20 protein-coding genes are annotated in these 19217 nt (G+C 64.8%); 11 read left to right on the top strand and 9 right to left on the bottom strand.

The genetic code is table 11. The annotated features are described in order from the left end of the window. Positions 1 to 218 precede the first annotated feature (218 nt). From BO1_RS36545 to BO1_RS36535, 3 genes are all read right to left on the bottom strand, one after another. Positions 219 to 641, bottom strand: a complete 423-nt coding sequence (locus tag BO1_RS36545) for a VOC family protein (RefSeq protein ID WP_028221806.1) — start codon at positions 639 to 641, stop codon at positions 219 to 221. Between the two features lie 46 nt (positions 642 to 687). Continuing rightward, a complete protein-coding gene (locus BO1_RS54225; protein ID WP_043288055.1) occupies positions 688 to 1596 on the bottom strand; it encodes an amidohydrolase family protein in 909 nt (302 codons plus the stop codon). A gap of 263 nt (positions 1597 to 1859) precedes the next feature. After that, positions 1860 to 2792 carry a LysR family transcriptional regulator gene (locus BO1_RS36535; protein ID WP_028221805.1) on the bottom strand — a complete coding sequence of 311 codons (933 nt, stop codon included), beginning with the start codon at positions 2790 to 2792 and terminating at the stop codon, positions 1860 to 1862. A gap of 223 nt (positions 2793 to 3015) precedes the next feature. On the opposite strand from BO1_RS36535, the gene BO1_RS36530 reads away from it, so the two are divergent. From BO1_RS36530 to BO1_RS36505, 6 genes are all read left to right on the top strand, one after another. Beyond that, entirely contained in the window at positions 3016 to 3342 is a 327-nt protein-coding gene (locus tag BO1_RS36530; protein ID WP_028221804.1) for a DUF4148 domain-containing protein, read from the top strand. Positions 3343 to 3472: 130 nt separating this feature from the next. After that, positions 3473 to 4339 carry an NmrA family NAD(P)-binding protein gene (locus BO1_RS36525; RefSeq protein ID WP_028221803.1) on the top strand — a complete coding sequence of 289 codons (867 nt, stop codon included), beginning with the start codon at positions 3473 to 3475 and terminating at the stop codon, positions 4337 to 4339. A gap of 169 nt (positions 4340 to 4508) precedes the next feature. Then, the gene (locus BO1_RS36520) at positions 4509 to 4940 is read left to right on the top strand and encodes a nuclear transport factor 2 family protein (RefSeq protein ID WP_028221802.1); all 432 of its coding nucleotides are present in this window, start codon (positions 4509 to 4511) and stop codon (positions 4938 to 4940) included. A 3-nt stretch (positions 4941 to 4943) separates the two neighbouring features. Then, positions 4944 to 5801 (top strand): SDR family NAD(P)-dependent oxidoreductase, encoded by an 858-nt coding sequence (locus BO1_RS36515; protein WP_028221801.1) that lies wholly within the window; start codon positions 4944 to 4946, stop codon positions 5799 to 5801. 136 nt (positions 5802 to 5937) lie between these two features. Next, positions 5938 to 6774, top strand: a complete 837-nt coding sequence (locus BO1_RS36510) for an SDR family NAD(P)-dependent oxidoreductase (protein ID WP_028221800.1) — start codon at positions 5938 to 5940, stop codon at positions 6772 to 6774. Positions 6775 to 6840: 66 nt separating this feature from the next. Continuing rightward, positions 6841 to 7749, top strand: coding sequence for an NAD-dependent epimerase/dehydratase family protein (locus BO1_RS36505; RefSeq protein WP_028221799.1), 909 nt, complete (start codon positions 6841 to 6843; stop codon positions 7747 to 7749). Between the two features lie 175 nt (positions 7750 to 7924). Here BO1_RS36505 and BO1_RS36500 read toward each other — a convergent pair whose 3' ends face one another. Next, on the bottom strand, positions 7925 to 9421 hold the full coding sequence (locus BO1_RS36500; protein WP_028221798.1) for an FAD-dependent oxidoreductase: 1497 nt from the start codon (positions 9419 to 9421) through the stop codon (positions 7925 to 7927). Positions 9422 to 9625: 204 nt separating this feature from the next. Then, a complete protein-coding gene (locus BO1_RS36490) occupies positions 9626 to 10138 on the bottom strand; it encodes a nuclear transport factor 2 family protein (protein ID WP_028221796.1) in 513 nt (170 codons plus the stop codon). Positions 10139 to 10266: 128 nt separating this feature from the next. Between BO1_RS36490 and BO1_RS36485 the strand changes: the two genes are divergently transcribed. From BO1_RS36485 to BO1_RS36475, 3 genes are read left to right on the top strand one after another with little or no spacing between them, the layout of a single operon-like run. Beyond that, positions 10267 to 10740 (top strand): nuclear transport factor 2 family protein, encoded by a 474-nt coding sequence (locus tag BO1_RS36485; protein WP_028221795.1) that lies wholly within the window; start codon positions 10267 to 10269, stop codon positions 10738 to 10740. Positions 10741 to 10777: 37 nt separating this feature from the next. After that, complete coding sequence (locus tag BO1_RS36480) at positions 10778 to 11494, top strand: EthD domain-containing protein (protein WP_028221794.1); 717 nt, start codon at positions 10778 to 10780, stop codon at positions 11492 to 11494. 16 nt (positions 11495 to 11510) lie between these two features. Beyond that, positions 11511 to 12893, top strand: a complete 1383-nt coding sequence (locus BO1_RS36475) for a DUF1329 domain-containing protein (RefSeq protein ID WP_028221793.1) — start codon at positions 11511 to 11513, stop codon at positions 12891 to 12893. Positions 12894 to 12914: 21 nt separating this feature from the next. On the opposite strand, the gene BO1_RS36470 is transcribed toward BO1_RS36475, so the two are convergent. Next, positions 12915 to 14105 carry a helix-turn-helix transcriptional regulator gene (locus tag BO1_RS36470; RefSeq protein ID WP_028221792.1) on the bottom strand — a complete coding sequence of 397 codons (1191 nt, stop codon included), beginning with the start codon at positions 14103 to 14105 and terminating at the stop codon, positions 12915 to 12917. 609 nt (positions 14106 to 14714) lie between these two features. On the opposite strand from BO1_RS36470, the gene BO1_RS36465 reads away from it, so the two are divergent. Beyond that, positions 14715 to 15299 (top strand): ANTAR domain-containing response regulator, encoded by a 585-nt coding sequence (locus BO1_RS36465; protein ID WP_028221791.1) that lies wholly within the window; start codon positions 14715 to 14717, stop codon positions 15297 to 15299. A gap of 71 nt (positions 15300 to 15370) precedes the next feature. Beyond that, entirely contained in the window at positions 15371 to 16495 is a 1125-nt protein-coding gene (locus BO1_RS36460) for a CmpA/NrtA family ABC transporter substrate-binding protein (protein ID WP_028221790.1), read from the top strand. Positions 16496 to 16570: 75 nt separating this feature from the next. Here BO1_RS36460 and BO1_RS36455 read toward each other — a convergent pair whose 3' ends face one another. The 3 genes from BO1_RS36455 to BO1_RS36445 form a co-directional block, all read right to left on the bottom strand. Then, on the bottom strand, positions 16571 to 16864 hold the full coding sequence (locus BO1_RS36455) for an antibiotic biosynthesis monooxygenase family protein (RefSeq protein ID WP_028221789.1): 294 nt from the start codon (positions 16862 to 16864) through the stop codon (positions 16571 to 16573). A 67-nt stretch (positions 16865 to 16931) separates the two neighbouring features. Further along, the gene (locus BO1_RS36450) at positions 16932 to 18038 is read right to left on the bottom strand and encodes an NAD(P)/FAD-dependent oxidoreductase (RefSeq protein WP_028221788.1); all 1107 of its coding nucleotides are present in this window, start codon (positions 18036 to 18038) and stop codon (positions 16932 to 16934) included. 96 nt (positions 18039 to 18134) lie between these two features. Beyond that, entirely contained in the window at positions 18135 to 19199 is a 1065-nt protein-coding gene (locus BO1_RS36445) for a lysozyme inhibitor LprI family protein (protein ID WP_043288051.1), read from the bottom strand. Between the last annotated feature and the right edge of the window lie 18 nt (positions 19200 to 19217).

Below are 19217 nucleotides of genomic sequence, written 5' to 3'. Positions count from 1 at the left end.
GTCCGGGCGCGATGGATTGTTGCGTCAGCGAGACAATCATGCGTGCTCACCGCGCTGAGGCGGCGTATTGGTGACAGTCAGATCTATAGTGAGCTTTCTCGCAGGACAAAAAAGGTTCTTCACGGATTACTGGGAAATGCAGCAGAGGCGGCCGAGTTCGTCGGCCAGAAGCGGTCCTCCATACCTTGCAGGCGAATGGCTGCTTTGCAATTGCTGGGCTATCGCCCGCTCGTCCTGTCTTTGTCGGCGGCCATGAGTTCGAGAAGATTGCCGTCGATATCGCGAAAGAACACCGATTGACTTGGCTGTCTGTCGGCCGTCATCCGTGCAACCGGACCTTCAAGGATGTCGATGTTTTTTTCTTTGAGCAGGTCGAGCATATCGCTAACCGAGCCATTCCAGTGGAGGCATATGTCGGCTGCCCCTACCGTTGGACGCTGGGCGACCAGATAGACCCCGTTGCCCTTTTGATGAATGCTCAGGACCGCGCCGCCGATTGCAAGTTGGCGCACGAGCACCTGGCCGTCTATGACATGCTCGGCGACGACCTCTATCCCGAAGAGGTCATCGTAGAATGCAGAGCTTGCCGCGAGGTCAGCTACGGTAATAGCAACATGATCAATTGCAAGGATTCGGGACATTCGGACCTCCAAAAAAAACATCGTATGCGTCGATACGTGGCACCAGTCACGTCGGATTGAACCAGCGACTGGCTACACCGAAGAACATTTCATCTACCTCATTCTCCGAATAGGCAGTCACTAATTGCGCATACCTCTCATAAAGATCGGCAAACCCTGTCGAGAGCCTGGCAATAGGCATGTGGCTGCCAAACATGCATCGCGATACGCCAAAAGTATCGATTGCAGCCGAAACCCAGGGGGCAGCCTCAGCGACGGACCATTGCATACCAAAGATGCACTCTAATGCGGAGATGTCCACGCAGATGTTGTCACAGGTGCTCAGTGCGGCAAGATCTCGCCGCCAGCAATCGAAGCCCTCTTTGCTCAAATCGAGCGGCCACCCCATCAACGCGATCGTGAAGCCGATGTCCGGATGATTCTGGATGACGCGAGTCAAGTCTGGCAACTGATGGGCGAATACCTCGAGCCCACACTTGAAATCATGCTTGCGCAACAAGGGAAGTTGTTTTCTCCAGGCGGGATCTGCCAGCAAATCGGGGCGTTTCGCGAATCGCTTCAAAGGATTGCGTTCGTCCCATACAAGATGCTCCCGAACCGACGTCAGGTTGGGAAGCGTGCTGTATTGGTCGAGCTTGCGTTCCAGTTCGGGGTCAAGGAAGTCGACGAATGCTACCAGCGCATGCCGTATCCCTCTCGCATTCGCCGCCCTTTGCGCCCAAGCCGCTTCTTCGAAAGGTTCCGACGACAGGAATTCGTGCCACACCACGGCCTCAACGTTATAGCCGCTGGTTTCGGAGAGGTAATCGTCCAGCAGGTATCGTCGTGGCAGAGCGTCGTAATTGCCCACAAATGCTTCGTAGCCGCGATCGACCTCGTCCAAGAACGTGTGCCGGTTCTGTTTGTGATCGTAAAAATGGAGGTGTGAATCAGCGATTCTGGTGGCAAATTTCATTTTTTACGATCGGCGAGGGTGGTTATGATGCTGGCAATGCGGAAGCATCGGGAATTTCCAAGCACGCTCCATCGTACGTGGAAAAAATGAGCCGAAGATTAGCGAAGCGCGTCATCGAAGCGGCATGGCACGGCGAGAACTGCAAAAGCGGTCACTCACGATTCAGAGACGACAGTCCCTTGTGGGTCGACTTCTGCCTTCGGTGTCCGGCAGTGATCGTAAAGGGTTAGTCGACGTCGCCTCGGCAGTTCGCCTCAGCAGCGCTAGCTTGTGCCGACGCGCTGGTTATTTCCCGCCAGCTCGACAACGAAGTCCAGAAAAGCCCTCGTCTTTGCCGGCACATTATGCCGCGATGGGTAGTAGGCGTATAAGGGATACCGCTCGTCTGCCCATTCGGGAAAGAGATTGATCAATCGGCCGTCGGCAATCAGAGGCTCGGCACCGAGAAGGAGCATCTGCGCAATCCCGGAGCCGGCAAGGCATGCGTTCAGAAGCGCACTGGGATCGTTGACCGTGAGGCGTCCCCGGGTATCGAGCACAACGCGCTTTCGCTTGCGATGGAATTCCCAGGGGAACGGCTTGCCCGTCTCCGGGTTGCGGAATTCCAGGCATTTGTGGCTTCCGCCTTCAAGGTCCCCGGGTTGTGCCGGGCGTCCCCAACGCGCGACATATGAAGGCGCAGCAACCGTAACAACCGCGGTATCGAGCAGCTTTCGCGCAATCAGGGTGGATGCTTTGGGCTCGCCGAATCGCACGGCGAGGTCAAAGCCGTCCATGACGAGATCGCCAAGATTGTCTCGCGCGATGAATTCGATTTCGAGGTCGGGGTGCGCGTCCATGAACCCATCGAGCTGCTGCCCGAGGATGGTCCGGTAGAAGACGGGATCCAGATTGATTCTCAGCTTGCCGCGCACAGCCGACGCGCCACCTGCCGCTGCAGCAGCGGCTTCTTCCAGCCCGGCGAGGTGCGGCATGACCTGCTCGTAAAAGCGGCGGCCCTCTTCCGTCAGCGAGACGGAGCGCGTCGTCCGGTTGAAGAGCCGGATTTTCAACTTCTTTTCCAGCCTCGCAATCGCTCGACTGACGCCCGGCGGCGACATGCCTATCACTTCCGAAGCGGCCACAAACGTCCCCGCATCGACTACGGCGGCGAACACGCTAATGCTACCGGACAGCTTCTCGCTACTGGGTCTCATGGTCGCGCGGGTGAATACGGGTGATGGGTCGCAATCGATCAATTGAAGGCTAACGCAGCAAAGCTCCAGCGGTCAGCAGCGCTGGGCGCCCGTGTCCATCATGCCTCATTGATGACTCATTGTCATTTATCTAGTTCCATCCATGTCATTTTGTTTCGACTGGCGCATGTCCAGAATGCCTCTCAACGAGACATTCCGTCCCGCCGATCGAAAGGAGATTGCCATGCATAGCCGCATTTTCATCGTTGCCATCGCGACCGCCATTGCGCTTCCGGTCGCCGCACATGCGCAGAGTGACGCTTCGCGCGTGACGCGCGAGCAGGTCCGTCAGGAACTCGTGCAACTCGAGCGTGCCGGGTATCGACCGGGCCGCGCCAACGACCCCCATTACCCGGACGACCTCCTCGCTGCCGAAGCGCGGATTCGCGCGGCTGCCAGTGCCGATCCGTATGCCGTCAGCGCCGTAGGCGGCGCGGCGAATGACCGGTCCGCTTCGGGGAGCCGCGAGGGCGTGAATGGCGCACAGAACGCGTTGTTCGCGCATCACTGAGGCTCGTGTCGTTGATCCCTACGGGCAATTCGAGCGTGCGCTCCATAACGGACTTCAGCGCGCCTGAAAGCTCGGGAGCCGCTAACTCGACGCGGCGCCACTTTATTTACCCATGCAAGGAGAACGAGCTATGTATGCAATCACAGGAATCACTGGCAAGGTCGGCGGCACACTTGCCCGCCGCCTTCTGGCGGCAGGTCAGCCGGTGCGTGCGGTCGTGCGCGACGTCGCACGGGCAAGCTCGTGGGCAGAGCGCGCCTGTGAACTTGCGACGGCCCGGATGGAAGATGCCTTGTCGCTCGCCGCCGCGTTCGAAGGCGCGGCGGGTGTCTTCATCCTGCCCCCCTCGGAGTTCGATCCTGCGCCGGGCTTTCCCGAAGCGCGTGCGGTGATCGATGCCGTGTCCACGGCACTGTTGAAGGCGCGGCCCGAAAAAGTGGTTTGCCTGTCGACGATCGGCGCACAGGCCAGTGAGAGCAATCTCCTCACTCAACGCACGCTGATGGAGCAGGCTTTGCACGACATGCCGATGCCGGTGACGTTCCTGCGGTCTGGCTGGTTCATGGAAAACGCCGCATGGGATATTGCGTCCGCGCGTGACGAAGGTGTCATCGCCAGTTACCTGCAGCCGCTCGACAAGCCCGTGCCGATGGTTGCCACCGCCGACGTAGGGCGCGTCGCAGCCGAACTGCTCCAGCAGACGTGGAGCGGCGTGCGCTTCGTCGAACTCGAAGGTCCGCGCCGGGTGAGCCCCAGCGACCTCGCGGCGGGCTTTGCACGCGTGCTTGGCCGCCCCGTCCGTGCCGAGGTTGTCGACAGGCAGACCTGGGAAGAACTGTTCCGCTCTCAAGGCATGAAGCATCCGGTGCCACGCATGCGCATGCTGGATGGATTCAACGAAGGCTGGATCGATTTCGAAAAACATCCTGACGAAATCATCCGCGGCCAGGTCGAGCTGGACAGGGTTCTGGGCGAGCTGGTGTCGCGTCCGGTCTGAGCCGAACCGGTTGGGCGGGGCGGGCAACTGCGCATCGCCCCACCATTTTCCGCATGCTCCGTATGGATGATTTGCCCCGCCGCGTTCGATGCGAACCTGCGTGTGGCAGGACCGCCGCGCCCGCCTGACGGCGCGGCCGCCCTCCACCATCCTTTCACTGGAGCACCGCATGACCGATCCCAATCCCCGTCACGCGTTGTACGAGCTCGCGTGCCGCTACGCGCAGGCCGTCGACCGGCGCGACTGGAAGCAGCTCGCCACCCTCTTCACGCCCAACGCACAACTGAGCGGCCCCGCTTTCTCGTTCGACAGCCGCGACGCGATCATCGCCGGGATGGGTGCACTCGCGCATTACGAGCTTACCCAGCATCACGTCCACAACCAGCTCGTGACGCTCGACGCCGGCGAGGCGTCGGTCGAGACCTACGGCATCGCGTCCCACATCTACGTGCGAGACGGCCAGAAACGCAAGCTCGACTGGGGCCTGCGCTACCACGACCGCTGCGTGTTCGACAACAGCGACAGCAACGACGGTGCGTGGCGCTTCGCGTCGCGCACGCTGCTCGTCGACTGGACGCAGGACCTGCCACTGGAGGGCTGACCCATGCGCACATCGCTCCCCCTCGAAGGCCGGACCGCGCTCGTGACGGGCAGTTCCGCCGGTATCGGCGCCGCGTGCGCCCAGGCGCTGCTCGCAGACGGCGCTACGGTCGTACTGATGGGCCGCCGCCACGACGCACTCGAACGCGCACGCCAGCAGCTCACGGACGCAGTACCAGGCGGCCGCGTAGAGGCCCACACAGGAGACGCCTGCGTCGCGGCCGACATCCAGAACGCACTGCAATTCGCGTGGTCGTTGAACGAGCGTCTCGACATCGTCGTGCCGACGGTCGGCGGCGCCGCGTTCCGGCCGCTGCTGATGCACGATGCCGAGAGCTTCCGCGCGGACCTCGACCTGAACATCACGAGCGCGTTCCTCGCGATCCGCCACGCGGCGCCGCTGCTCGCGGCGAGTGGCGGCGGCTCGATCGTCTGCATCTCGTCGACCGCCGCGCGCATCAATTTCCGCTGGCTGTCCGGCTATTGCACCGCGAAGGCGGGACTCGAGGCGCTGGTCCGCGCAGCGGCCGAGGAACTCGCCGGCGCGAAGATCCGCGTGAACTCGGTGCGCCCCGGTCTCACACGCTCGGAAGCGACCGGGCCGCTGTTCGACAACCCCGCGATGCTGGAGGGCTTTCTCGAGCAGGTGCCGCTAGGCGTGCTCGGCGAGCCGGACTACATCGCCCGGGCGGTGCGCTATCTCGCCGGTCCGGAATCGGGCTGGGTGACGGGACAGAGCTTCGCCGTCGACGGCGGCCACGAACTGCGCAAGAACCCCTGTGTCGACGACGCGATCGGTCAAATGTTCGGCATGGCCGCGCTCGAAGCCGTGAAGGCTGGCCGCACGCCGAGCGACACCTGAACCGCTCAGCGGCGCTTTCTTCGCGCCGGACGAGTCGCGCTTCGTCAACGGCGCCCCAAGCTGCGGATCGACCATGCGCAGCAGGTTTCGTCGCTTCGACGAAGCGTCAACGCTTATCACCCACAGGAGGACATCGATGATTTCATTGACTGGCAAGACCGTGCTGATTACGGGCGGCGGCGCGGGCATCGGCCGCGCCTGCGCGACGGCGTTCGGCGCGGCGGGCGCGCGCGTCGTCGTCGCGGAAATCGACGCGGCGCGCGCGCAGGACGTGCGGCAGGCGCTGGAGGCGGCGGGCGTGGAGGCGCTCGTCGAGATCGTGGACGTGACGCGCACCGATCAAGTTAGCGCGCTCGCGCGCACGATCGATGCACGTTTCGGCGGGCTCGACGTGCTCGTCAACAACGTCGGCGATTTCCTGCAGATCGCCAAGCCGTTCGACGACCACACCGACGACGACATCGCTCGCCTCTTCGACGTGAACCTGCGCCAGGTGTTCGTCGTCACGCGCGCGATGCTGCCGCTGCTGCGGCGTCGCGGCGCCGGCGGCAGCATCGTCAGCGTGTCGTCGATCGAGGGCTTTCGCGGGATCCCGAACTGCTCGGTCTATGCGTCGTTCAAGGCGGCGCTCAGCGGTTTCACGAAGAGCCTCGCGCTCGAGCTGGGGCCCGCCGGCATCCGCGTGAACCAGATCGCGCCCGAAACGACCGAGACGCCGCAGGTGCCGGTCAGCGCGATGATCGCGGCCGAGCATCGTCCGCACATCGAGCGCTGGATTCCGCTTGGCCGCTTTGGCGAAGCCGGCGACATCGCCGGTGCGGCGCTGTTCCTCGCCAGCCCGCTCGCCGCGTGGGTCACCGGCACGACGCTGCACGTCGACGGTGGCGCGCTCGCGGCGGCCGGCTGGTATCGCGACCCGAACGGCTTCTGGACCAACATTCCGGTCGTGACCGGCAACGGCTTCAATGCCTGAGCGGCCGCGTGCCGGCTGGACTTCAATTCAATTTCAGGCGGTCCACGAACCGCCAACGGAGACTTCATGAACATCCTCGTCATCGGCGGCACCGGCCTTATCGGCGGCCATGCTGCGCTGCACCTGCACGCGCAGGGCAACACCGTCACGCTCGCGGCCCGCAAGCCGCCCGCGCCGGGCTCCGCGCTCGCGCAATTCGACGTGCTGCTGCGCGACTACGTCGCCGGTAACTTCACCCGCGAGGATCTCGCCCGCTTCGACGCGGTCGTATTCGCGGCAGGCAACGACATCCGTCACCTGCCGCCCGACGCCGACGAGGCAGCGCACTGGGAGCGCGCGAACGTCGAGGCCGTGCCGCGCTTCTTTGCGCTCGCGCGCGAGGCGGGCATCAAACGGGCCGTGCTCGTCGGCAGCTTCTATCCTCAGGTGGCGCCGCACCTCATCGATACGATCCCCTACGTGCGTTCGCGCCATCTCGCCGACGAGCGCGTGCGCGCGCTCGCGACGCCGGCGTTTTCGGTGTGCAGCGTGAATGCGCCGTTCGTCGTGGGCTCGGTGCCGGGGCTGCGCAACGACATGTTCGCGGCCTATACGGGCTATGCGCAAGGCAAGCTGGCCGGTCTGCCGGTCTTCGGGCCGGCGGGCGGCAGCAATTTCATCTCGACGCAATCGCTGTCGGAAGCGATCTGGGGCGCGCTGCAAGCGGGCGAGGCGGGCAAGGCCTATCTCGTCGGCGACGAGAACCTGAGCTTCGCCGACTATTTCGCGACGTTCTTTCGCGCGGCGGGCAATTCGCAGCCGGTACCCGCGCTCGACCAGGAGCACCCGCTGCTGCCGGACATCGCGATCTACACGGGGCGCGGCAACGTCGTCTCATACGAGCCGGACGCAGCCGATCTCGCGTTGCTCGGGTATCGGCGCGGCGACGTGCAGCGCGCGGTCAATGAGGTGGTCGCACACTGCCTCGCGCAGTAAGCAGCAGGCAGTGAACGCGCGTCGGGTAGCCGTACCCGACGCGCGCGGTTCGCGCCGCTCCGAAGCCGGCGCGTAATCAGAATAACTTAGTGATGCTGACGAGTGGACCACCGGGTGCGGGCAGGTCGGACAGGTAGTCTCCTGCGCCCCCGGATGCGTTGAAAGTCGCCGCGGGTCAGTCGGTACTGGATGGCGAATTCAATCCATTCGACGCGGCGTGCCGCCCGGCCTGACGCCCGAAAAACGTCGCATCGGCCAGCGAAAGCCCCGAGCTATAACCGGCGCCCCAACGCGGCAAGCCGCAAGCCGTGCGGCCCGCCGCGAACAGCCCCGGCACCGGCTCGCGCATTTCGTTCACGACCTGGCCGCTCGGCAGCGTGTCCAGTCCGCCCAGCGTGAAGTGCGGATAGAACGCGTAGTCGATCCGGCAATCGAGCGCGACGAACGGCGGTTCGTCCAGCGGCTTCAGCCATTTCGCCGCTTTGTGGAAGGCCGGATCGCAGCCTTGCGCCGCGTGACGGTTATAGCTCTGCACGGTCGCGCTGAGCGAGCCTTCCGGCATGCCCAGTTCCTGTTCGACTTCCTCCCAGCTTTCTCCCGCCGCGGCGATGCCGATGCGCGTGAATTCGGGTGGCGGCGCATAGGCCGCATTGTCGGCCAGCAGAAAGATCCGCTCGCCCGCCTGCTGGAGCGCATGCCATCCCGTGCGGCCGTGATAGCCGTCTTCGTTGATGAAGCGCTGGCCGCGCTCGTTCACGAAGATGCCCCTGATCAGCGATTCGGGTGCATAGAACGGCAGGCTCACGAAGCCCTGATCCATATGGATCGCGGCGCCGCCCACGCTCTGGCCCAACAGGATGCCCGTGCCGTCGTCGCCGGGATTGCCGATCGGATCGGCCGAGCGCATCAGCATGGGCGCGTGACGGCGCACCATCTCGCGGTTCATCGCGAAGCCGCCTGCGCACAGAATCACGCCGCGTCGCGCACGCACGTACGTGTCCACGCCGCACGAACGCAGCACCACGCCGCACACCGCGCCCGCTTCGTCGACGATCAGCGCCTGCGCGCGCGCGTCGTAGCGCACGGCCACGCCTGACGCCTCCACGCGCGCGGCCAGCACGCTCATCAGCATCTGGCCGCCGCCCCAGCCCGGCCATTGCGGCGTGTGCCCGCGCGGGCACGGCTTCGCCGCGGCGCTGAAGGGCCAGGCCTCCTCGCTGCCGGACCAGATCAGGCAATCGTCGGTCTCGGGCTCGACCATGCGCTCGGGCAGGAACGTGTTCTTGTATTTCAGCCCTTGCGCGACGAGCCAGTCGTGGTGCGCGAGGCTGTGCTCCGCGTAGAGGCGCACTTTCGCTTCGTCGGCATCGCGGCCGCCGGCGAGCATCAGATAGCGGTACAGGTCGGCGGTTTCGTCGCTGAAGCCCGCCGCGCGCTGCGCGGGCGTGCCGCCATTGCCGCCGAGATAGATCTCGCCGCCCGAGAGCGCGCTCGAGCCGCCATAGCCTGACGCGCGCTCGACGACGAGCGTATCGGCGCCGGCCGCGGCCGCTTCGATTGCGGCGCACGCACCCGAAGCGCCGAAGCCGACGATCACGACATCGTGTTCGGCGTCCCAGCGAGGCACGGCACGCGAGGGTAAAGGACGGTTCACTGAGCAGTTTGACGACATGTGCGGAGCAGGACAGAGGTTGGGCGCGGACAGGCCAAGACCGGGCCACACGACGCGGCCCGGATCGAGATAGCTCCAAAGGTAGCGTCTCGCGTCGCGCGCACCCTCATCCGTTTGGACCAGGTGCAAACACTCAGAGGCGCCGCACCGGCGCCCATCATCCAGACGGAGGGTGTCCTGTTGTACGTGCTGTGAACCGCGCGCTCAGGCGCCAGCCTGCGGCGCATCGGCCGGGCGCCCGCCGAAGCGCACGCCCGGCGTGGCCCCGGCGTAATGCCCGACGAGCATGGAGGTCACGACGCAGCGCGTCGAAGCGATCTTCCATTGGCCGTCGATCTTGCGGTACGTGTCTTCGTAGTACGCGCCGAGCTGGGTAAAGGCGCGCTCGCGCGTATCGAGCATCTGGTAGTGCAAACCCCAGCTGCCGCGAGCGTGGTGACTGTCGAGCACCTCGATTTGCGGGTTGACGCCGTGATGCATCTCCACGATATGGGGATGGCAACCCAGCCGCCCGAACACCTCAACCAGTCCGTCACGATCGTCGAACACCCCGATCGCGCCATAGTCGATGCGCACGCGGCCGGGCGCGAAGCAGTCGCGCATGCCCTCCGTGTCCTTCATGTCACAGCAGGCGAAATAACGCGCTTTCAGGCTGCGGATTGCGTCGGCGTCTTCGAGCGCGCGCAGGCGCGCTTCGAGTTGATCGATCGGGTTCATCGGGTCTCCTTTGCGGTTGTCCGGCCGTTACGGTACAAGCGCTGCCGCGCCGGCTCATCATCCAGTCGGATGATGTGCGCGGGCGGTCCGCTTTCTACGATCCGGTATCACCAAGGAGACACTGGACCATGGAAGACGCCACCCGCACGCTCTGGGCATACGAAGAGATCCGGCAGCTCAAATACCGTTACTTCCGCGCGGTCGACACCCACGACTGGACGCTGCTCGCGCAGTGCCTGAGCGAGGATTGCCGCGCGCGCCTGAACGGCGGCCAGTACGCCTTCGATGGCCGCGACGCCTATGTCACAACCCTGCAGGCGCTGCTCGACCGGCCGACTTTCCTGACCATGCATCACGGCCATCACCCGGAACTCGAACTGCTCGCCGCCGACTACGCGCGCGGGACCTGGTATCTGGAAGACCACGCGATCGACCTCGAACACAACACGCTGCTGCACGGCGCCGCCTTCTACGAGGACGAGTACGTGAAACGCGACGGTGTCTGGCTGATCGCGGCCACGTCCCACGAGCGCCTGTTCGAAACCGTCACCTCGCCGATTCCCGCCTCGTTCAGGCTCACGGCGAACCGCTTTCAGACGTAACCGCACTGCTCAACGCTTTCAACCCGGAGACAAGTCGATGGAAAAAGTGATTTACGTGCTGTGGCGCGATGCGCAGACATCGCCCGACGCATGGCGCCAAACGTTACGCACGGCGCTCGCCGACAAGCTGCTCTCGCTCGGCGCCCATGGCGTGCAGGTCAATGTCGCGGACAGCGACGTCGAAGCGGCGGCCGCGCTGCGCCAGCAGAACACGCAGCCCGGCATGGCGGGCACCGTGTCGGTGTGGATCGACAGCGCGGTCGCCATGCTGCGCCAGCCGTTCGACGACGCCGTGCGCGCCGTGGTCCCGCATCTCGCGGCGTATCTGGTGACCGAATCGCAACCGATCCGCAATACGCGCTTCGTGCCGAAAGCCGGCGACCGCACGGCCGGATTCTCGCAACTGGCGTTTCTCACGCGGCCGCCGCGCCTCACGCCCGAGGCCTGGCTCGACGTGTGGCACAACCACCATACGCGCGTCGCGATCGATACGCAGGACAACTTCCTTTACGTGCAGAACGTCGTCGTGCGGGCGTTGACGCACGCGGCGCCGCGCTACGACGCGATCGTCGAGGAGTGCTTCCCCGCCGCCGCGATGACCGACCCACATGCGTTCTTCGACGCGGTCGGCGATGAGGAAAAATTCCAGCGCAACGTGCAGGCGATGATGGAAAGCTGCGCGCGCTTCATCGACTTCGACAAGATCGACGTGCTGCCAACGAGCCAGTACGTCGTGAAAGCGGTGCACGACTAACAACAAGAGGATAGTCATGAAGCGAATTCATCTCCCCATCCTGCGCGCATCGGCACTGACCGCGTGCGCAATCGTCACGACAACGGCGTTCTCGATGATCTCCCAGGACGACCTGACGGCGCTCGACACCACCCTGACGCCCATGGGCGCGCAGCGTGCCGCGAGCAAGGACGGTGCCGTGCCCGCCTGGAGCGGCAAGTGGCTCGGCACGCCGCCGGACCTGAGCTACAAGCGCGGCGAGCGCTATCGCGATCCGTATGCGGACGAGAAGCCGCTCTTCGTCATCACGGCGCAGAACATGGAGCAGTACGCGGACCATCTGACCGAAGGCCAGAAGGCGCTGTTCAAGCACTATCCGGCCACGTTCAGGATACCGGTCTATCCGAGCCATCGCGACTTCCGCTATGACGATTCGGTGTACAAGGCGATCCGCGCCTACGCGCCCGACTCCACGCTGACCGCGGATGACAACGGCCTCACCAACGCGCCGCCGCAGGTGCCCTTCCCGCTGCCGAAAACGGCCGCCCAACTGCTGTGGAACCAGCGCATGTCGTCGGCGATCGGCACGGAGCAGGCAACCTACGATCAGGCCGTGGTCTACCCGGACGGCAACATCGCATGGGGCAAGGTGCGCTACGACATCTACTCGCCGCGCAACGACGGCAAGTACGACATCAAGGACGACCTGAACAACCGCTCGTACTACCGGATCGCCACGGAACTGCCGCTGAGCGACCGCGGCACGTTGACGGTCGGCTACACGAACTGGGACAAGGCCGGCGCCGACAACTCGTCGCGCACCTGGGTCTACAACCCGGGCACGCGCCGCGTGCGCCAGGCACCCGAATTCGGTTATGACCAGCCGTTCGGCGCCGGGGGCTTTCGCACCGTCGACGACGATCGTCTCTACAACGGCCCCGGCGATCGCTACGACTGGAAGATTCTCGGCAAGCGCGAGATCTACGTGCCGTACGACAACTACAAGCTGATGGACGGCTCGGTCAAGTACAGCGACGTGCTGGCGAAGAACCACGAGAATCCGGCCTACATGCGCTACGAGTTGCATCGCGTCTGGGTGCTGCAGGCGACGCTCAAGAACGGCTACCGCCACGAGTACGCGAAGCGCGTGCTGTACCTCGACGAGGATTCGTGGATCACGCTGCTCGCGGACAACTACGACGCGCGCGGCGAGCTCTGGCGCACCAACATCGCCACGACGGTCTATGCGTACGACGCGAAGACGTTCTATCCCGCCGCGGTGTTCTATCACGACCTGATCTCGAACGCGTACCTCGCGGACCGTCTGACGAACGAGGAGCCGATGCCGAAGCTCGACAACAGCCCACAGTTCAACGAAGCGTATTTCTCGCCGGACGCGATCCGCAGCTCGGGCAACTGAGCTTCCGGTGCGCCGCGACGCTCAGCCCATTGGCACGACGCTGCCGAGCAGAATGCGCACGAGCGTCGCCTGGCGCGCCACGCCAGTCTTCGAGAAGATCGCGCGCAAATGCGTGCGCGCGGTGTTCTTGCTGATGCCCGACTCCTCGGCCGCCTCGTCGAGCGTGAGCCCGTTGGTCAGCATGAGCGCGAGCGACGCCTCGGCGGGCGTGAGGTCGAAGAGCTTGCGGATGATCTCCTGCGCGCCCTGCGGCTTGCGGTCGGGATCGCGCAGGAAGAGTGCAACAGCCGCGCGCCGCTTGTTGTCCTCCGACCAGTCCGAGAGCAGGATCGTGCGCACCAGCAGGCCGAGACGCGGCTTGTCGTAACTGCGCGTGACGGGGATCGCCTCGACGATCGGCGCTGCCGTGCCGAGGTGCCCCATCACCGCCTGCCGGATCAGCCGCTGGAGCGTACGGTTCTCGGCTGCATTGCTCGCCTCGACGGTGCCGCGCGCGATGCACAGGCCGTTGTTCTGCGCGAGGATCTCGTTGGCGACGCCATTCGCGTCGATGATGACGCCGTTCATGTCGAGCGTGATCGTGCCGACCTGCATCCGGTTGATCGCGTTCGCGTACATCGAACGCTCGACCTCGACCGTGTCGAGCCGCGAATGCAGTTCGACGGCGCGTTTCAGATGCGGCAGCAGCAACGTGCAGAACGCCTTGTCGGCCGACGAAAACGGCTTTTCCGCGTGACCGCGGCACACGCGCAGACGGCACTCGACGCCCGACTGCGTGCGCAGATCCGCGCCGAGTATATGGCGCACGTCCGAGGGCTTGAGGAACTGCTTGTAGAACTCGCTCGAGAGCCAGCCCGTGTCGCCGAACACCTCGTCCACGGTGACGACGCGATCGGCGGGCAGGCCCACGAACGGGTCGATCGAATAGTAGTAGTCGTTATACGAGGCCGCGTCGGGCACCTCGGGGCCGAACTCCGATGCGTGCACCGAGAGCGGCGAGCGGCGGTCGTTGCCCGCGACGCGCAGGATCAGCGTCACGTAGTTGGCGCGCAGGCGCCGCCGTATCAGGTCCAGCGCGCCCGTCCACGGTCGTTCCTCCAGCGGCCCCTGATAGATGCGGTCCGCCAGCTCGCTGAACTCCGCAACGCAGACGCCTGCCTCCTCGCTCATCAACTGGCTCTCGTGCTGAGCCCATTTTGTCTCCATCAGCATGCTCCGGCCTCCATCCGGCTTCCCCCGTCTGGGCGAGGCACCCAGCTTAAGGAACTCGCCGGACGCTGCCATCGGGATCTTCACCAAACGAAGAGCCTGCTCGATTCAGGTGCGCAAACCATCATCCATGTGGATGATGCGCGCACCGCTGCGGTGCGCTGCAAACCCCTTCACGCGGCTGCATGGGCCCTTGCGACTGCCAGGGAAAACACGAACGCGGGTATACCTGCCGCACCGGTGTTTGTGAACGGCCCAGTTTCATCACCTTGCGTGCCTGTTCGGAGACGGTTGGCGGGCTGGGCTGTTAGTTGCAAATCAAGCGTTGAAGGGTCATGCGTGCCAAGCCGCTCGCGTAGAGGCATTGCGCCAGCTGGGTGCGGCCAGCGGCACAGCGTGCTGCTGCGGTGCACCACACGTGCTTTACACGCGCGCGCGTCGATCGGTGGCAGCGGGCGCCCCACCTCATTCGAATGCAACATCAAAACTGGCACATCCTTTGCTTGAATGGTGTACGTTCCGCAACGGCACACGCACCGTAAGCGGCACTTGCTCTTAAAGAATCGACCGATCATCCGTCGAAGTTTTCATGCCGCCGACCACCGAAACATCATGCTGCGTGTCCTGCTCGTAACCGATACCGACAAGCCCATCGGCGATCTGCGCGACGCGCTCGCGCGGCTCGGCTACGAGATGCTCGCCAACCCCGCGACGCCGCAGGCGCTGCATCGCGCCGTCGAGCTCGAGCGGCCCGACGTGATCATCGTCGACACCGAATCGCCGTCGCGCGACACGCTCGAGCAGCTCGCCGTGATGAACGCCACGGCGCCGCGCCCCGTGCTGATGTTCAGCAACGACGCGAACCAGCAGCTCATTCGCTCCGCCGTGCAGGCGGGCGTGACCGCGTATCTCGTGGAAGGGCTCGCGGGCGAGCGCATCGCGCCGATTCTCGAAGTCGCGCTCGCGCGCTTCGCGCAAGAGGCGCAATTGCGCGAGCGGCTCACCCAGGCCGAGAACGAGCTGGCCGAGCGCAAGCTGATCGACCGCGCGAAGCGCATCCTGATGGAGCAGCAGAAGATGTCCGAGCCCGCCGCCTATGCGACGCTGCGCAAGCGCGCAATGAACCAGAGCCTGAAGCTCGCCGAGGTCGCCCGACAGATCGTCGCGGCGTCCGAGCCACCGGAACCCCGCAAATGACCGATGCAGATCACCGCGCCGGTTCGCACCAGCCAGATTGAGCACGAACGAGCACGAAAGAAGCGCCGACCATGAACGCCACCTCCCCCCCGCCCGCCGCGCCAGAGAAGACGCACCTGAAGATAGGCTTCGTGCCGCTCGCCGATGCGGCACCGCTCGTCGCCGCGAAGCTGCTCGAATTCGGCCACGCGCACGGTCTCACGCTGGAGCTTTCGCGCCAGCCCTCGTGGGCCGCACTGCGCGACAAGCTGCTGACGGGCGAGCTCGACGCCGCGCATACGCTCTATGGTCTCGTGTACGGGGTGCAGCTCGGCATTGGCGGACCTCAGCAGGACATGGGTGTGCTGATGGTGCTCAACCGCAATGGCCAGGCGATCACGCTATCGAACCGCCTTGCCGACGCGCTGGCCGAACACGGCACGCTGCCGCGCGCGCTCGCGACGCTCGAGCGCAAGCCCGTGTTCGCGCAGACCTTTCCGACCGGCACGCATGCGATGTGGCTGTACTACTGGCTCGCCGCACAGGGCGTGCATCCGCTGCGCGACATCGAGAGCGTGGTGATTCCGCCACCCCAGATGGTGGCCGCGTTGACCGAAGAGCGGCTCGACGGCCTGTGCGTGGGCGAGCCGTGGTCCGCGCTGGCGCAGCAGCGCGGCGTGGGGCGCACGGTGATCCGCAGCGGCGAAATCTGGCCCGACCATCCCGAGAAAGTGCTCGCATGCCGGCGCGATTTCGTCACGCGCTACCCGAATACGGCGCGTGCGCTCGTGCAGACGATGCTGGAAGCGTGCCGATGGCTCGACGGCGCGGGGCATCGCAGGGAAATCGCGCAGTGGCTGGCGCGGCCGGAAATGCTGGGCGTGGATTCGGCGTTGATTGCGGAACAGCTCGAGGGCGCTGGCGTTCCCGATGGAACACGCATGAAGTTCTTCGAGGACGGCGCGGTGAACGATCCGTTGGAGTCCGAAGGAGTCTGGTTCCTGACCCAGTTCGAGCGCTGGGGGATGATGGCGCGGCGCGACGATTATCGGGAGATCGCGCGGGGGGTCAATCAGACGGCGCTGTATCGGGAGGCGGCGCGGGCGATGGGGGTTGAGGTATTTGAGGCCTTGCGCAAGCCGGTTTTCGTTGATGGGAAAGTTTGGGATGGACTGGATGCCGCGGCCTATGTGGAGGGGTTTGGGGTGAGAGTTTGAGCGGGTGCCGATCCCTCACCCCAGAGGCATGCAAGCGTCGTGCGGCACGGCAAGCGCTCGCAACTCGCTCGCCGCTTACTTCACCACCACCTGCGTATGCCCCACAACCGGCGGCTTCTCGAAGTACGGACCCACGAGCCCCCGCCACACCTGGAAGTCGGCGGACTCGCGAAAGTGGACCATATGGTCTTCCACCGTGTCCCATTGCACGACGAGCACGTACTGATTCGGCTCCTCCACACTGCGCTGCAATTCGACACCGGTGCAGCCGCGCGCGCGGTGGAATAGCGGCAGGGCTTGCCCCACGGCAGCTTCAAATTCGGCGTTCTTGCCAGCCAGCACGGAGATGTGCGCCATTTCGTAGACCACGTTCTGCTCCTTTCTTTTCGCTCATTTGCTTCATGAATGCGCGCGCAGTTGCGGCGCGCGCCTAACGTTACCACGCCTCGCCGTTCAACCGCGCGACCACTTCTTCCGCAATCGCGAGCGAGGCCGTCAATCCCGGCGATTCGATACCGTAAAGATTCACGAGCCCGCGCACGCCATGCTCGCGCGCATCCTGAATCAGGAAGTCACTGGCGCCCGCCAGCTTCGGGCGGATGCCCGCATAGCCCGGCTGCAAAGCGTCATCGGGCAAATCGGGCCAGTAGCTGCGGATCGCCTCGTAGAATTTCGCCGAACGGCTGGGGTCGACGGTGTAGTCGATCGTGTCGATCCACTCGACGTCGGGGCCGAAGCGCGCCTGATGGCCGAGATCGATCGTCAGGTGGACGCCCAGGCCGCCCTCTTCGGGAATCGGATAGATGAGGCGCGAGAACGGCGAGGCACCCGAAAGCGAATAGTAATTGCCCTTGGCATAGCGCCCCGATGCGATCGAGCCGGCCGGGATGCCGTCGATCGACGCCGCCACCTGTTGCGCGTAAAGCCCTGCGCTATTGATCACACGCCGCGCGCACAGTTCCATCGGTTCTTCGCCGCCCACCTTCAGCAGAATCGGCTGCCCGGCTTGCGCCACGCCGCCCTTCACCGGCGAGCAGAATGCGAGCATGCCGCCGGCCGCCTCGAAATCGCCTTGCAGCGCGAGCATGAGGCCGTGGCTGTCCACAATGCCCGTTGAGGGCGACTCGAGCGCCGCCACGCAATGGAGCGCGCGCTCGCGCGCCTGCGCTTCGCCGCGTTCGAGCCAGCGCAGGTCGTCCACGCCGTTGGCCGCGGCGGCGGCACGTATTGCTCGCAGCGCATCGAGCTGCCCTTCGTGCGTCGCGACGATGAACTTGCCGCAGCGCTCGTACGGCACGCCCTTCTCGTCGCAGTAAGCGTAGAGGCGCTGCTTGCCCTGCACGCATAGCCGCGCCTTGAGCGAGCCCTGCGGATAATAGATGCCCGCGTGAATCACCTCGCTATTGCGCGAGCTGGTGCCCGTGCCGATGGCGTTCTCCGCCTCGACGAGCACCGTCTCCCAGCCTTGCAGCGCGCACGCTCGTGCGATCGCCAGGCCAACCACCCCCGCACCGATCACGACGCAATCGACCGTGTCAGTCATCGAAATTCACTCCTCTTCGTGCGAACGCTTTAACCGTAGCGCTATTGTGCCTGTTTCGCGCCCACGTCCGCGCGCGAGCGTTGGCGAGGCGCCGCTTCACGGCATCATCCGCACGACCTCCCGCTCCGAGGGGCACACCTGATTGCGTTGCGCGTCGATCGGCTTCGGCAGCGCCTTTTTGTCGGCGGCCACGTTGGTGTAGTACTTCAGTTCCGTGATGCTCGTGCCGTCCTTGCCCGCTTGCGCCTGCGGCGACCACAGCGCAATCCAGTAGTGGCCGCTCGCGTCGTACATGACGATCGCTTTCGTATCGCACGCGATGCCGCGCACGAACGTGCCGACCACCGTGACGCCCGGCATGCCGGCAGCGGCGCTGTCGTCGCTCACGGAGCCGGCTGTAGCGAGCAGCGCATCGTAGTCGCGGCCCAGCAACTTGCGGATGGCGTCGTCCTGCGCGGACGTCTTCACGACCCCGAGCGTAAGCAGATCCGCCTTCGCATTCGGGTCCTGTGCGGCGCTCACGTAAGTGCCGTCGAAGAGCACGCCCGCACCCGCGCCGCAGTCCCCCGAATCGCCCTGCTGCGCGACCTCGATGCGGTTGATCTTGCGCCTGAAGGTCAGTTCGCAGTTTTGCGTGAAGTCCTTCGCGTTGCCCGTGTAATGCGCCGCCTGGTCCTTGCCGAATGCCGCGCTGCCTTCGAGCGCGCCCGAGTTGGCGCCCGCGTAGGCGTCGAATCCGAACTGCATGCCATGCGGCGAAACATTCTTGATCGTGAGCGCGGAACCATAGTGGCCGCTCGCATCCACGCGCCACCACTTGCCTTGCCAGTGGAACGGACCCGCGCCGTTCGCGAGCACGACGAGGCGCTCGCTATATGCCTGTGCGAGACAGGCCGCGTCGCCGCACTGATCGCGCTCGCGCAGCCACGCGCGTTGATCGTCGCGCCATGCCGCGGCGTCCGCGCCGGCGGCGCGCTTCTGATAGAGCGCGGTGAGTTGCGTATCCATGCTGCTGAGGCGCGGCGAAGCACAGATGCGCTTTTCGGTAGCCGAAGCAGCCTTGCTGCAATCGAAGCTGGCCGCCGCCGCGATGCCTGGCACGAGCAGTGCTCCAGCCAAGGCAAGCGTGCCCAATACGGTATGCGAAATAAATCGATTCATCGCGTTTTGTCTGGAAGT

Source organism: Paraburkholderia oxyphila NBRC 105797 (assembly GCF_000685075.1).
Lineage (GTDB): Bacteria > Pseudomonadota > Gammaproteobacteria > Burkholderiales > Burkholderiaceae > Paraburkholderia > Paraburkholderia oxyphila.
Note: the sequence above shows the minus strand (reverse complement) of the source record. Positions and strands in the feature narration are given on the sequence as shown.

What these genes read in the sequence shown, in the direction of transcription:
- BO1_RS36500 (WP_028221798.1), bottom strand. Translation starts at nt 9,421, where the DNA reads ATGTCGTCAAACTGCTCAGTGAACCGTCCTTTACCCTCGCGTGCCGTG.
- BO1_RS36515 (WP_028221801.1), top strand. Translation starts at nt 4,944, where the DNA reads ATGCGCACATCGCTCCCCCTCGAAGGCCGGACCGCGCTCGTGACGGGC.
- BO1_RS36505 (WP_028221799.1), top strand. Translation starts at nt 6,841, where the DNA reads ATGAACATCCTCGTCATCGGCGGCACCGGCCTTATCGGCGGCCATGCT.
- BO1_RS36445 (WP_043288051.1), bottom strand. Translation starts at nt 19,199, where the DNA reads ATGAATCGATTTATTTCGCATACCGTATTGGGCACGCTTGCCTTGGCT.
- BO1_RS36545 (WP_028221806.1), bottom strand. Translation starts at nt 641, where the DNA reads ATGTCCCGAATCCTTGCAATTGATCATGTTGCTATTACCGTAGCTGAC.
- BO1_RS36530 (WP_028221804.1), top strand. Translation starts at nt 3,016, where the DNA reads ATGCATAGCCGCATTTTCATCGTTGCCATCGCGACCGCCATTGCGCTT.
- BO1_RS36475 (WP_028221793.1), top strand. Translation starts at nt 11,511, where the DNA reads ATGAAGCGAATTCATCTCCCCATCCTGCGCGCATCGGCACTGACCGCG.
- BO1_RS36535 (WP_028221805.1), bottom strand. Translation starts at nt 2,792, where the DNA reads ATGAGACCCAGTAGCGAGAAGCTGTCCGGTAGCATTAGCGTGTTCGCC.
- BO1_RS36450 (WP_028221788.1), bottom strand. Translation starts at nt 18,038, where the DNA reads ATGACTGACACGGTCGATTGCGTCGTGATCGGTGCGGGGGTGGTTGGC.
- BO1_RS36470 (WP_028221792.1), bottom strand. Translation starts at nt 14,105, where the DNA reads ATGCTGATGGAGACAAAATGGGCTCAGCACGAGAGCCAGTTGATGAGC.
- BO1_RS36520 (WP_028221802.1), top strand. Translation starts at nt 4,509, where the DNA reads ATGACCGATCCCAATCCCCGTCACGCGTTGTACGAGCTCGCGTGCCGC.
- BO1_RS36460 (WP_028221790.1), top strand. Translation starts at nt 15,371, where the DNA reads ATGAACGCCACCTCCCCCCCGCCCGCCGCGCCAGAGAAGACGCACCTG.
- BO1_RS36465 (WP_028221791.1), top strand. Translation starts at nt 14,715, where the DNA reads ATGCTGCGTGTCCTGCTCGTAACCGATACCGACAAGCCCATCGGCGAT.
- BO1_RS36490 (WP_028221796.1), bottom strand. Translation starts at nt 10,138, where the DNA reads ATGAACCCGATCGATCAACTCGAAGCGCGCCTGCGCGCGCTCGAAGAC.
- BO1_RS54225 (WP_043288055.1), bottom strand. Translation starts at nt 1,596, where the DNA reads ATGAAATTTGCCACCAGAATCGCTGATTCACACCTCCATTTTTACGAT.
- BO1_RS36480 (WP_028221794.1), top strand. Translation starts at nt 10,778, where the DNA reads ATGGAAAAAGTGATTTACGTGCTGTGGCGCGATGCGCAGACATCGCCC.
- BO1_RS36485 (WP_028221795.1), top strand. Translation starts at nt 10,267, where the DNA reads ATGGAAGACGCCACCCGCACGCTCTGGGCATACGAAGAGATCCGGCAG.
- BO1_RS36510 (WP_028221800.1), top strand. Translation starts at nt 5,938, where the DNA reads ATGATTTCATTGACTGGCAAGACCGTGCTGATTACGGGCGGCGGCGCG.
- BO1_RS36525 (WP_028221803.1), top strand. Translation starts at nt 3,473, where the DNA reads ATGTATGCAATCACAGGAATCACTGGCAAGGTCGGCGGCACACTTGCC.